This is a genomic window from Desulfosoma profundi, assembly GCF_055387865.1.
Map to the genome: position 1 here is coordinate 1,005,839 of NZ_AP042420.1, position 14,273 is coordinate 1,020,111.

Below are 14,273 nucleotides of genomic sequence, written 5' to 3' on the forward strand. Positions count from 1 at the left end.
GGAGACTGTTTCGACCATGCTTTCAGACCGTGAAATTCTTTCCACCTTGGAAATGCTTCGCAGCGAACATCTGGATGTCCGCACGGTAACACTGGGCGTGAGCCTCTACGACTGCGCTGATCCCCACATGCCCACCTTTTGTCAAAAGGTTCGACAAAAAATCGTGCGTCTCGCCCACAACTTGGTTTCTGTCTGCGACGATGTGGGAGACAAATACGGCATACCCGTTGTCAACAAGCGCGTCGCCGTCAGCCCCATCGCCGTTGTGGGCGCATGCTTCGGGCGGGAGGACTTGGTGAAGGTGGCCCAAACGCTGGATGAAGCCGCCCAGACCGTCGGCGTGGACTTCATCGGCGGCTTCAGTGCCCTCGTGGAAAAAGGTTTTACCAACGGTGATGTCAGCCTCATCGATGCCATCCCGGAAGCCCTTTCCCAAACCCAGCGTGTGTGCGCCTCCGTGAACGTGGCGGGCACCAAGGCCGGCATTAACATGGACGCGGTCTACATGATGGGCCATGTCATTAAGCGCACGGCTGCAGCGACCGCTCACGCAGACGGAATCGGGTGCGCCAAACTCTGCGTGTTTGCCAACATCCCCCAAGACATTCCCTTTATGGCAGGGGCCTATTTGGGGGTCGGCGAACCGGAGTCCGTAATCAACGTGGGTGTCAGCGGTCCCGGCGTGGTGAGAAAAGCCATCGACCGGGCACGCCGATCCAACCCCACTCTGGACTTAGGCCAGCTCGCCGAAGTTATCAAACGCACGGCCTTTAAAGTGACCAGCGTGGGCGAACTCATCGGTCGCGAGGTCGCTCGAAGACTGGGCATTCCTTTCGGCGTGGTGGATTTGAGCCTCGCACCAACGCCCAACGTCGGAGACAGCGTGGGAGAGATTTTCCAGAGTCTGGGCTTGGGGAGCATTGGAGTCCCGGGATCGACGGCCCTATTGGCCATGCTCAATGATGCGGTGAAAAAGGGAGGGGCTTTCGCCAGCAGCTACGTGGGCGGATTAAGCGGAGCTTTCATTCCCGTGAGTGAGGATCTCAACATCTCGGAGGCGGCGCGTAAAGGCCATCTCACTTTAGAAAAACTGGAAGCCATGACCAGCGTGTGCTCCGTAGGCTTGGATATGGTCGCCCTTCCGGGAGACACGTCCGCAGAAACCCTTGCGGCTATTATCGCCGACGAAATGGCTATCGGGGTCATCAACCGAAAGACCACAGCAGCTCGGCTCATCCCCGTGCCGGGAAAAAAAGCCGGGGATAAAGCTTATTTCGGGGGGCTTTTGGGGCAAGCGACGATCATCCCCGTGCCCAATGGGGAGCTTTCCAGCGAATTCATCCGCCTCGGCGGCCGGATCCCCGCACCTGTCCAAAGCTTAAACAACTGAAGAGGCCCAGAGAGTCTGCACCCCAAAATCGTGGCCATGACCTTGCAGGGCTTAGTGGCCAAGGATCTGGGACCACGAGGGTCACCCCGGCAGAGGGGGCTGCCCCCCGATCTTTCGGAAAGCCGGGCCCCTCGCTGTCCTGAGAAACCCGCATCCACCCGTTCCCGCAAGCTAGAGATCCAGCATGCCCTCAGGCCGATGGAGCCCGAGCCGGCCTCACTTCCTGGGGGATGGGCCACAGAACCATCCCGCTGCCGGGAAAAATGAGCCTTGCGACGTCAAGCTTTTTCCCAAGGAAAACACCTGGGAAAATGCGGGCTTTCCGCGCCTGGAGCCCGGCAGATTCCGTCCTGAAAGAGAAAATCTCAAACTCAAGAAGAAGGTCTTTTTTCCCGAGCCTTTTCGCCCATGTACATCTTGTAATTGATGCTGTCCACCAAGGCCTGCCAACTGGCCTCCAAGATGTCGTGAGAAACGCCCACGGTGCCCCAATGCTCCTTGCCGTCGTGGGACTCTATCAACACTCGCACCTTGGCCGCCGTTCCCTCCTTGCCGGGAAGCACGCGAACTCTGTAATCGGTCAGCTCCATTCCTTTGAGTTCGGGATAGAATTTCTCCAGAGCCTTCCGCAGCGCATTATCCAAAGCGTTCACAGGCCCTTGGCCCAAAGCCGCCGTGTGTTCCTCCTGCCCGCCAACCCGCACCCGGATGGTCGCCTCCGAAACAGGCTCCCCATCTTCGCTCAGCTTTTGATCGACCACCCGATAGCCGATGAGTTCAAAGTACTTCTTGAATCGTCCCATAGCCCGATTGATGAGCAGTTCAAAACTCGCCTCGGCGGCTTCGAATTGATAGCCTTGGTGTTCCAACTCCTTGATCTGGTTGAGGACCTCAAGGGCCACAGGGTCATTGGGGTCCAGAGGGATTCCGAATTCCGCGGATTTCCTCTTGACGCCCGCACGCCCTGACAAGTCTGAGATCAGGAATCGCCGCTTATTGCCCACCAATTCCGGGTCAATGTGTTCGTAGGTCGCAGGATGCCGTTCTACGGCGCTGATGTGCACTCCCCCTTTATGGGCGAAAGCGCTGCGGCCCACATAAGGCTGATATCGATTGGGCGGCACATTGGCGATTTCCAGAATAAAGCGACTGACTTGGCGGAGCTTTTTGAGATCTTCCATCGCCAGGCATGGAATGTTCATTTTCAGGCATAATGCCGGGATGATGGAACACAGATTCGCATTACCGCACCGCTCACCCACACCGTTGAAGGTCCCTTGCACTTGAACGACCCCCATCTCCACCGCCGCAAGAGAGTTGGCCACTGCGAGTTCCGAATCGTTGTGAGTGTGGATGCCGAGCGGGATATCCGGGAAACGCCCTTGGACTGCCCTGATGGCCTCTTGGATGAACGACGGCAGGTTCCCGCCGTTAGTGTCGCACAAAACCAGGCATTCCGCCCCTCCCTCCACCGCTTTCTCCAGGGTCGCCAGGGCATACTCCGGGTCGTCACGAAAGCCGTCAAAAAAGTGCTCTGCGTCATAAAAAAGAGTGGGCACATGGGGTCTTAAAAACGCCAGACTGTCTCGGATGATCTCAAGGTTTTTTTTAAGAGTGGTCTTTAAGGCCTCTTTCACGTGCACCGTCCAGCTCTTGCCGAAAATGGTGACCACAGGGGTCTTGGCGCTGATCAACGCTTGGAGGTTCGCGTCGTGCTCGGCCTTTTTCGACGGGTGATGCGTCGACCCAAAGGCGGCAATCTTCGCCCGCTTGAGTTGGTAGTTACGAATTTCGGCAAAGAACTCCTCGTCTTTGGGATTGGAACCCGGCCATCCCCCTTCGATATAGTGGATGCCCAAATCGTCCAATTTCAAGGCCACGCGGATCTTGTCGGTCAACGACAAATTGAAATCCTCCGCTTGGGTCCCGTCCCTCAGTGTGGTGTCGTACAAAAAAACCTGTCTTGGGGGCATTGTGCACCTCAATGCTCAAGGAATCTGATCTCGATTTTTGGCCAGTTTTTTCGGATCGGCTCGCTCTACGAACCGAGAAATTGGATGAACTTATACAGAAGGTGTCGATCAAAAGAAAGCCTCATCTCGGTTTCCATGAGCTTGAGGGCTTTGAAGGGGGTCACGGCTTTCTTATAGGGGCGATGACTGGTCAGGGCGTCGAAGCAGTCGCAGATATGCAACACCCGGGCGAACGGGTGGATCTCCGATCCCTTGAGGCCTTGGGGATACCCCGTGCCATCCATGGACTCGTGATGCTCACGGACCGCCGCCAGCTGGTCGGCGTTCATCCACTGCATGGATGCCAAGTGGTCGTAGGCGGCTTGAGGATGCCGCAGGATATGAGCAAACTCTTGTCGGGTCAACGATCCGGGTTTGAGAAGGATGCGTTCATCCACCCACACTTTGCCGATATCATGGTAAAGGCCGGCCACACCCATGTGGATCACATCATCGGAACGCCAGTGCAAATACCCGCAAAAGGCCATGGCCATCAAGGAGACTTGAAGGCTGTGAGTGAATGTTTCGTAGTGGTCCTTGAACACACGGTAGATGACCGAGATTCTCGCCTTGTCCTCATGGGCAAACCGGTGGACGGAAGCGGCCCACTGAGCCGCCTTGTCCACCAGCTCTCCATCGGAAACATCCCGAAAAAGGCGCCGCGCGATAAATTCCCCATAATTGTAAAAGACCTGTGCTTTCTGCCAGGATGGGGTTGCCGGATCGTCGGTAAAGGCTTCCAGCACCTCCTGGAAGTACTCGTCCAGTCCGAGTACGGCATGCTCTTCGGCGTAGAGAATATCGATGCGTTGCTCTTTAAGGGTGGCGTTCCAATCCTCGGAGAAAAACTGACCCTGATCCAAGACATTGACGAAGGTGGGCAGATCTTCGCCTTTCGCCATGACAGGGATGAAAAGGTCGCACGGCACCATGAAATCCGGCACCAAGAATTTCACCGGAAACGGCATATAGCCCAGATCTTCGACTCTGACCGACCCGTCCAGGGTTTGCCTTTTTGCGTTTCGAAAATCCAGGGCACCGAATCCTTTGTCAGCAACGGCCACCGTGTGTGTCATATCCGCCGACCTCCCTTCCCCCCCGGCGACTGCCGCCTCCCGGCAGGCATGATCATCCACTGAGGTTCTTATCGGCAGACTCACGGAAACGCTTTAAATTTTTTTGTCATATTGAACCTTTAGCAGACCATTGAACTAGGATTTTCGAGCCCATGCCGGGTTCCCGATCACAGACTCCTTCGATACCCCACAAAACGAAAAACGTCGCTCATCACCTCTTCGTAGTCCTTCTTAAGTCGCTCGTACATGCGGGCGTTTTCTATGGCGATGCCTCCCAGTTCCCCCAACGCCTCTACAAACGCGAGATCTTCTTCGTGAAACGTCGTCGGCGCGCCCGTGTAAATCCTCAGAACCCCGATGACGCGGCCTTTGACTTTAAGCGGGACGGAACATATGCCCACAATCCCCTCTTTTTGCGCCGCTTCCCCGTACTGGGCTCGAGGATCGGTGGCCGCATCATGGATCACAACGGTGTGGCCTTGGAGAGAGTCCGCCAAACTTTGGTCGGCGTCCACGGGTCCCTTGTGAATATAGGCGTCACTCAGCCCGTGACTGGCCGCCAATTCCAAAGTTCTGCCTTTGGGATCCAAAAGCCGGACCGCACACGCTTTGGCCCCCAACACTTTCGGAATGGTCTGCACCATGGCGTTGAGGACGTGTTGCACGTCCAAGGAGCCGCTTACCACCTGCACCATTTCTCGAAAGGCTTCGAAATACGTCTTTTCTTTCGTCATTGGCCCCCCCTGTTTGCTTCAAGACATTCGGCCGAAGAGCTTTGAGTGATGTTCCGTCCCTACGCGACACCGATTTGGCCTTGACCTGATCAACGAGGTCTGGCTTTTCTTATGCCATGCGATCTTTCCTCTGTCATGAAAGAACATCTCCCGCGGGACCCATAGCCTCCAGGCACCTTTGCGGCACCGTGGAAAGGCGATCCCACCGAAGCATCGGCCCTTCGGCGGAACCATACGCAAGGACGCCGTCTCTTTGGAGATGGTACGGCTGAGGACAACATTCCTGAAGTCGTCACGCACACTGTTTTTCGCTTTTCGCATCCTCCGGGTTCATGTCCTCCCGATGCGTCCTTTGCCCCCTGCCGGTACGGACCGTTGAGGTCCGTGCTCTCCACACCCGGGGGGCGGATCGTTCCTTCAGCCCCCGCAGGAGCCATGGGAAACTCGTCGGGCTGGTCTCTTCGTCCTGTGCCTCACTTTATCCAAAGCCCCCTCAGGCCACATCGCGCCACTCCATGAGCACTTCTCTCTGCCCCACCTCGTAGCGAGGCAGCCCGAGCAGTCGCAGCAACCGGTCAGTCATCCGCAGCGATGCCTGTCGGTACTGGTCGATCTTTTCCGTCTCCTCCACCAGGAATCGAACTAAATGACGTCTAAGCGTGAATGCCGTCCCTTCCACATGCCTGCGCACTCCCGTTACGCGGACGATTTCGTGGCGTGTGAGCAGCCTCAGAGCCTCCAAAGACTCAAAGACCTGTCGCGGCCCCATTTCCGCATTTTGAAGCAAATAATGGAAAAACGCCGCCGGGAAAAACCGCAGCGCGCTGGTGACCGGGTTGGCGGCCGTTGTGCCGAGGCCGCACTGACTCCCGGCTCGCACCACGTCACTCAGAGCCCACAATTCATGGATATCGGCTGCTGTGCCCTGTCCTGCCAGGATCTTGTCCAAAATCCGGCCCAGCGCCCGCGTCCCTCGAAAACACGCGGGGCATTGGCCGCAGGACTCTTCCGCGAGCCAATCCGTAAAATGGCGCGCCAGCCGCACGACATCGTCGTCTTCACCGATAAAGACCAAACCGCCGGATCCCAACATGGCCCCCGCGTCGTTAAATGAATCGAAATCCAGCGGCGTCTGAAGTAAATATGCACGAGCTCCGGTCAACGACAGGATCGCCCCCGACGGTCCGCCGATCTGCACTCCGGAAAGCCTTTTGCCGTCCTGTATCCCGCCGCAGATTTCGATGATATCGCCTAAAGTCTTGCCGAACCGAACCTCCACGAGGCCTGTTTTCCGGACGATTCCGGCCACGGAGAAGATTTTTGTCCCCCCGCTTCGGGAAGTGCCCAAACGAGCGTACCACGAACTCCCCCGATGGATGATCACCGGCACATTGGCAAAGGTTTCCACGTTATTGAGCAGTGTAGGTTTGCCCCAAAGGCCCCGCACCGTGTTGGACGGGGCTCGGATGGTCGGCTCCGCGGGCTTCCCTTCAATGGCTCGCATAATGGCGCGCTTTTCCCCGGCCACGAAGGCACCGGCCCCTAAGCGGATCTCGATATCGAAGTCCAATCCCCGCACGCCGAAAATGTCGCGCCCCAAGAAGCCGCACCGTCGGGCCTCAAACAACGCGTCCTCCAGGCTCCGCACCGCGTCTTCATACTCCTTCCGCACGTAAATCACCCCATAACGGGCGTTGACGGCAATGGCGGCCAAGATCATCCCCTCCAGCACCTGATGAGGCTTTTCCTCGATGAGGGTCCGATCCATGAAAGCCCCGGGATCCCCTTCGTCACCATTGGCCACGATCAATTTAACCGGATCCTGATTGCCGTCTTCGGGTTCGATCCGACACACGGCCTTGTGCATGGCTTCCCATTTCCGTCCGGTAGGAAACCCTGCCCCACCCCGTCCGCGAAGCCGGGCGTCACGCACTTCCGCGATGATCTTTTCCGGACTCCAGCGGGGCTCTCCCCGAAATCCGAGGACGCGAAAAACCGACTCATACCCCCCCGCAGCCCGGTAGGAGGCCATCCGTGTCGGATCCCCGGCGGCGGCGAAACCCAAAACGACTCGATCTTGAGCGGATCGAAACGCAGCTTCCTCTCCGGAGGCTGTCTCCCTTGAGGTTCGCTCTTCATCGGCGGGGGGAATCTTGGAGCCGTTTTGTTTCATCACGATGCAGAAATAGTTTTCCGGGGTCTCAACCACGAGCACCCGATCCGTATACGGGCCAAGGACCACCATGTGATCAAACGAGACGAGCACCACGTTCCCGTCCGCCACATGGGCCTTTGGACGGATGACACCCGTACAAAATGTTTCGTCCGTTAAATCCGGCACGCCCAGACCATGGGCCAGCCGCCCGTTTTCGTCGAGAATCACCGCGCCAAAGCGTTCGCATCCATCGACATCTTGGGTCACGAAGGGCAAAACGCGAGGGATAAAACGTCCTAGGATGCGCCTGGCCCCTTCAGGTCCTTGCACGGCAACCATCCCATCGGCGTCCAAAATCACCGAGCCGCCTCTGGGAGAATCGTCCCACGCAGCCTCATGCCACACCGCGCCGTTCCCGTTTCTGGGAAAGACCCCGAGAACGTCCACAGTGAGCGCATCCACGGGCTCGCTCGTCGTCTCGGCGAGCATCTTTTCCAGGAGGCGGGAAACGAAAATCTGACGGTTGTCGTAGTCAGGACCTTGGATGAGACGGCTTACAAGCCGTGGAATATCTTCAGGGTTCTGCTTTCCATAAAAACGATGGCCGGCACGCACCACCGGGGCCAAATGGCACACCCCGAAACAATCCATCTCCACGTACTGGACGCCGTATCGCCCAACAGCCTCCACTTCCGCCCCGATTTCCATCGTGAGGCGGCGTGAGAGCTCCGGCTGCCCTCTGAGGAAACACGCCGTTCCTTTACAGACGTAAACGATGATGTCTCCAGAAGGATCCGCGCTGTATTGCTTATATGAAGCAATCACACGCAGCACGTCCTCGGGATCCAAGCCCAGCTGGTGGATGATGTTTTGGCAGGCTTCCGGGGTCACATACCCGAAGAGCCCCTGGACCTCGTGAAGCACCCGGGGCAGATGGGCTTTTGAATCCAGCCCCTTAAGGACATGGTAAATTTCTTTGACTTTTTCGCGTTCCGCAAAACACTGGACCACATCGGGCCTGAAGAAGAAAGCTTTGAGCCACCATGTTTTTTCCTCGGCTGCATACGCGACACGATGGGCGGCATGTTCCGGAAGCCGATTGAAACGATCACACTCTTGGTCCAGACAATCACGCTGTACTTTTTCATCGGCATAGCAGGTCCTCAGAAGACGTCGATAGGCCGTATCGTCTTCGATCAGGAAACGGATGAAGTATGGATGATTCGGGTCTTTCGCTCGGAGATCTTCCATAAGGTAAAGTGACGCCTTCTCCACATCCTTCACGGGAAAAGTCCGTCCCTGTCTCCCCCATGCCTTTGTCATGGCCTCCTGCATATCCTTCCACAGCTCCGCCCCGCTCATGCGAACCAGGTCGTCATCGGATCGTGTCGGGAGTTCACGGGCGCAACCTGTCATTACGGCAAAAGTTTCCCGAAGCCATCGAAGCGATTGGAGACCCAAAGGTCCATCGCACGGATCCCGCTCGGAGCTCAGTTGTCGAACCCATTGAAGTCCCCCGAGTCGGCCTCGCGCTTCGCTGATCAGGCCGTCCACAAGGGCGGACGCCCGTCCCTCGGCTGGGGCCGACGCCCGCTGAAAGCGCTCCAGCGCGCTCCGTGCCTGTTCCGGGAGTCCAGGTCCTAAGGCCAAAAGATAGCTGAGAATCATGTCAATGATGTCTTTTTCACGCCAGTCACTACGCCCCAGGGCTTCCCGAACCAAACGGACGAAATGATGATCGGGATCAGGCCCCCACGGCCCCTCGGCCTGGTCTTGCAGATCCATAAGAAAATCGTGAAGATCGTCAGGTACGCCCCCTAAAAGCATCCGGAGCTCGTCCAGTCCTGCCCGCAGCACACTCACCACCGCCGCCAAAGGCCGCATCTCTTTCGGAATCCGGGTATCTCGTATCGGTCCCGGATTGGCCATGCCCGAACGCAGGCGGGCCAACCACCACGAAGGACGACAGCTCATGTCGGGATCCAAAGGCTGATAACTGTTCATGATACCAACTCCATTGGCAAAATTTCGCTCAGAAGCGGGATGAATCCCTCACCTCTCGATCGCACGCCTTCCGGCCCCCCCGGCAACCCCGTCCGCCCCGGGGATCGAACAATTTGAATGCATCTCGGGCAACGGGCCGAGATGATCGCACCCCCTCAGGCCTCCCATGTCCCCAAGAGGCCGTGGATGGCTTGTTCCGAAGCCTGAAGCCATGCGTTCCATTCCCGGGTCGCCTCCGCTTCGGCGTCTTTTTCCAAACCCAAAGGCGAGACACCGAAAACGCCGTGGAACCCCTCATCCACTTCCCGGATGCGTTCCTCGCGGTCTTCGCGATCCGATTCCCTCAGCCGGTCAATCCGTTGAAACCACTGTTCCATGAAGAAGTCGCGGAAGTCATCATCACTTGGAGGGTCCATCCCCTTCTGGTATTGGCGCAAGACATGAAAAACGCTGTAGCGGTCAACGGTCCCCGAAAACCACGCCTGCACAATCCGAAGCCTTTTGCGGTCCAACTGATGCACGATTTGGCGGATGCGCGTCCTGAAGGAATCCATACGTTCCTTTTCCAAAAGTTCGGAAAGTTCCCGATACATGGCCTCCTTGAGCGTGCCCAGAGCTATCCCCCGGCGCTGCACCACATCCCGCCCTTCATCCAACCCATCCTCTTTGAGAAGCCCCTGGCGGATCTTGGAAAAGGCTCTGTCGGCTTCGTAAAGCTCGTGGCTCTGGGAGGCAAGCCTGCGGGCGACAGCCATGGTCATGATCCATACACGGTCCTGGCGCCACCGTGCCCGGTTTTCCCACTCGCGCAAGAACGCCCGCCGAAGGTCTTCCTTGTCCAACCCCTCCAAGTGATACCCCTCTTCCCAAAAAGCCTCGAAACACGCATCCGCGTCCATGTATTCGGCATCATCCCGAACCACTTGGAATCTCATGTAAAGCTGCAATTCACGAACGGCCGCCGCCACATCCGGTTTTTCTCCCCGGGAGAGCCCTTCCACAAGGCATCGCCGAACGGACTCCAGGTCTTTCATCCGATTCAGCAACAGGCTGTAACGCGGCCCCAAACCTCTGGCCATGGGCACGGGTAGGGCTTCCGTTAAACGATCATTGGTAAACTGCAGCCAGGCGGCTTCAATGATGTCGGAGGTCTCCCGAATTTCGCGCAACAAGCCCGTGATCACATCCAGGTCACCTTCCCTTTTGGCCAGAACAAAAAGGTAATGCAGCAAGCGTTCCCGATCGAAATCCCCTTTTCGCCGCACCGCCGCTTCAACCCTTTCCATCCATCCTGGGAAAGTCGTCGCATACCAATCGAGGTCCTCTTGAGGGATGCCTTCGAGGACCACTCCGGGAAAAGATTCCACCAAGGTGCGCCACCGGGCGAGACTGACCATCTTTTGCAGCGCGTCCACAAGGAGGCGGTCTTTCCACTGGGGATGCCGATGAAACCAGCCGAGAATCTTTTCCAAAACTCGGGGCGGGTCCTCACCCTTGTCCAGGGCATGAGAGATCCATGCGCGAACGGCTTCCGCGGGAATGTTTTCGGCCCGTCCAGTGGGCACAGCATCTTCCACGAGCGCCGCCAAACACGCCAGATGATCCTGATGTTCCAACAGCTCTTGGATAAGACCTCTGATCGCGGCATAGTCTCCGCCCAAGTCTTTCGAGAGGGTGAACCCCGGAGCCAAGGAAACGCCGGAGGACTGAAACGCTTCCCAGACGGCGTCAACGCGCCTGACCCTACCGGAGGCCGAGGTGAAAGCCTTCCCACGTTCCATGGCCCGTGCGGTCTCCCGGCACAGTTGAATCAAAAAAGCCTTCAGACCCGAAATGTCCTGAATCTCCTGCCGAGCCGTTTCGCCGGCGCTCACGCGCCGGCCCTCCAACGGCTGCAAGGTCCCGCCGAGACTCTGAACCCAGGAAGCAAGAACGTCGCGGAAGAACACCTCTTTCTCACCCCGGTGCTCCATCTCCTCCAAGATCTCTTCCGCCACACGCCGCGGTGGAGGGAAGTTTTCTTGATGCCAGTAGGCGTTCTTGATCACTTTGGAAAACTCTTCCCAGTTGTCGATCCGGTACTTGGGATGATTCATGGCCAGGAGGTCCTGATTCCACCACTGGGAAAACCCTTCTTCAAAGCTCTCCAATCGGTGCACTAACAGGCGACGTCGATCCTCCTCGTGCAAGAGGTGCAGGTAAGGAATCGACGCGTAGGCACGTTCCGCCTGCACTTCGGGATCCGCATCCTGCCCCGAAGGTCCACTGGACACACGACGCCGTTCCAGAGTCAGCCAATCTGCGCGGTTCTTGAGGCGTTCCAGTTCCTTTTCCAAACGGAGGATCCCGTGGCGGCTCAGCCATCGCCGTTCATCCGGACGAATTCTCTCCGTCGCCTCATATCCAATGGTGTCCACAAGTGCTTGATAGAACGCTTCAGGATCCGGCCGTCGACACAAGCTCGGCTTCGGCTCAAGCTTGCGCCAGCTTTCAAGAGCCTTCTCCATGACCCGCCGACGGACTTCTTGCCGGCCCACATCCAAGGCTCTGATGACGGTGTGCCTGAGCGGATGCCCTTTGGGCAGCCGCCGCCATAGCGCGGGATTTTGAAACAGGTGATACGGCGATCGAAAGACGTTCCCGCCCGGCGCTTCAGTGTTCTGTCCCCGCAGGGCTTCTTCCAGCTGGGTGCGATCTGCCGGGGTCAGATGAACACATTCTCCCGGGCGACGTCGCCCCTGGGTGAGGCTCAAGGCAAAAGCGGCGCACCGGCTTTCTCCACACGCCCCGCAGTCCAAACCCGGAAGCCACGAGACAAGACGCCTCACAAGGACTTCCCCCCCCAGGTCGCCGTCCACGATCCCTGCCCATTGGAGCAGGAATCTTTCGACAGGTGCGGCCATCTTCACATGCCGCGGGGCAACAATCCGGGAAGCTTCGTCGCCTAACGCCTTGCGGAGAGACTCCAGCGTGCCCGCCTCGGCGGCCTGAATCACGTCTGTGTGAAGTTCACGGACCACGAAATGCGCAAGATGCACCCCACACTCCTCTGCATCCACGCAGAGGGGATTCTTTTGCCGACGAAAAATGGGGGCGGCCCGATCTCGAAAGTTTCGGACGGCGCTCCGGGCCAATCCTTCGGCGACAACGCCCCACGGAGGAACAATTACCGCCGCCAGATCGGGAATCTCATGGACGGAAAGATCCAAGAGGTCGCCCTGAGCCCTCTTGTGCCCGGCGAGGACAAATCGGTAAAAAGAGCGGACGTACCGCGTCAGGGTCCTTTCGTAGATGTCCGCAGCTTCCTCGGCCGGCACGCGGCGAAGAGACGGCGCACTCTCAAAGATTTCTCGAAGAGGCATCTGGTCCCGAAGGGTTTCAATAAATTCCAAGGGGGTTCCCATTGTGGGGAAAAAGATGGGCGATCCCAGACATGAGGCGGCGTCCGACGTTTCAGCGGCGTCCTTCAGCCGCGACACATGCTCGCCCAAGGCGCTCAGCATCTGCTGAACTTCTTCGGGATGGACGCCGCCGTTTTCCGGCGGGGCTGGTCCGGAAACCAGAGCCTGCGTGCGAACGGCCACACGAAAATCGGCTTCTCCGAATGCCCGCGAGCCGGGCTCTTTCCAAAAACTGTCCCACTGCAGCCGGCACTCCCGCTCAATAAGGGACATGAACTCTTTTCGAGTGGCCACCTCATAACCGCGTCGTTGCCGGACGAGAGCCTTCAGGACCCCTTCCGGAAAGGCCGCTCGAACACGCTCGATCAGCGCTCCCGGACCTTCGTCGGGGCCCCTGCTCTTCCAGGAGGCCAAACACCACGATGTGAACAGGCGGGCGCTTCGACCAAGCACGTGCTTTCGCGGCAAAGGTTGGGCCACCATGTCCCGAAGTTCATGGATTTCGCCCAGCAGCTCTTCGAGCACTTTCTTCCGCCGGCGGTTCCAATCTCGGAAAACGGTTTCACAGTCCTTTTCCAGAACCCCCGTGAGTTCCGATATGGGCGTAAACAGACGAATGGCCGCCTCTTCAAAGCGTGCCGTCTCCTGAGGCGGCACGAGGTCGACTTCATAAGGATCCTTGAAACTCGCATGTCGAATGTGAAAACCATCCGCGATGAGGCCTTCGAGGATCGAGACGGCATCGGGGAGGGGTTCTCGATCGATGACGCGCTGGATCACCACAAGCATGAGATCCGTCAGAGACAGAAATCGGCGCCACCCCAAAACGGTTTGGAGTCGTTGCGCATCCTCTGCGGCCATGGTCTCGGCCAAGCAGAACTGGTGGCAGCGCAACAGGAGGTAACAGAAGGCCTCAAGGGGGATATCGGGTTTCAGTGTCGCGTCCAGGCGATTTTGGAGTTGCTGGGCACAGCTCCGGGCAATGACGTGGAGCGGCTCCTTGTCGTGGACAAGGAGCTGGTGTTCCGTCCACAGGAGCACATCTTCATGGGTGATACAGGGGGCGTGGGGATTCTCCGTCTTCAAGAAACGCAAACGGTCCAGACGGCGGTCATGAACCCCGGGGTCCGTGCGATGGTAATGCTCCACGAGGAGAAACCACCGAACCCAAGGCAGCACATCACACGGTTCCGTGGAGAAGAACCCGACGCGTTGAGCATACTCCCTCGGGTGAGCCGTTTCGAACCATCTTTTTCGGAAAACCCCAAGACAAGCCTCTTCGGGAGTCAGGTCCTCACGAGGAGCTCGAAAGCCCGTATCGATTTTGTGCAAACCGCTGATCGCCTGTTGGACCGCCGCGCGGACTTCGCGCATCGACTCACGGAACCGAAAGCGCTCAACCATAGCCGCGGTGATCTCTTGCGCCGTCTCCTGCAGGGCCTTTTCACGATCGGCGGAGAGTCCGGCGAAAAATCGTTCCCAGGAACGCTGCATCCTCAGT

6 protein-coding genes are annotated in these 14,273 nt (G+C 58.0%); 1 reads left to right on the forward strand and 5 read right to left on the reverse strand.

Annotated features, from left to right (window positions below):
- Positions 1-16 precede the first annotated feature (16 nt).
- Positions 17-1,390: a DUF711 family protein gene (locus tag ACZ5K9_RS04510; RefSeq protein WP_464273226.1), complete on the forward strand. Its 1,374-nt coding sequence runs from the start codon at positions 17-19 to the stop codon at positions 1,388-1,390.
- A gap of 371 nt (positions 1,391-1,761) precedes the next feature.
- Here ACZ5K9_RS04510 and cimA read toward each other — a convergent pair whose 3' ends face one another.
- The 5 genes from cimA to ACZ5K9_RS04535 form a co-directional block, all read right to left on the reverse strand.
- Complete coding sequence (cimA, locus tag ACZ5K9_RS04515; RefSeq protein WP_464273227.1) at positions 1,762-3,363, reverse strand: citramalate synthase; 1,602 nt, start codon at positions 3,361-3,363, stop codon at positions 1,762-1,764.
- A gap of 65 nt (positions 3,364-3,428) precedes the next feature.
- Complete coding sequence (locus ACZ5K9_RS04520; protein ID WP_464273228.1) at positions 3,429-4,478, reverse strand: HD-GYP domain-containing protein; 1,050 nt, start codon at positions 4,476-4,478, stop codon at positions 3,429-3,431.
- A gap of 167 nt (positions 4,479-4,645) precedes the next feature.
- Positions 4,646-5,212 (reverse strand): GAF domain-containing protein, encoded by a 567-nt coding sequence (locus ACZ5K9_RS04525; RefSeq protein WP_464273229.1) that lies wholly within the window; start codon positions 5,210-5,212, stop codon positions 4,646-4,648.
- 493 nt (positions 5,213-5,705) lie between these two features.
- The gene (locus ACZ5K9_RS04530) at positions 5,706-9,371 is read right to left on the reverse strand and encodes an NAD(P)H-dependent oxidoreductase subunit E (RefSeq protein ID WP_464273230.1); all 3,666 of its coding nucleotides are present in this window, start codon (positions 9,369-9,371) and stop codon (positions 5,706-5,708) included.
- 155 nt (positions 9,372-9,526) lie between these two features.
- Positions 9,527-14,266 carry a (Fe-S)-binding protein gene (locus ACZ5K9_RS04535; protein ID WP_464273231.1) on the reverse strand — a complete coding sequence of 1,580 codons (4,740 nt, stop codon included), beginning with the start codon at positions 14,264-14,266 and terminating at the stop codon, positions 9,527-9,529.
- Positions 14,267-14,273: the final 7 nt, after the last annotated feature.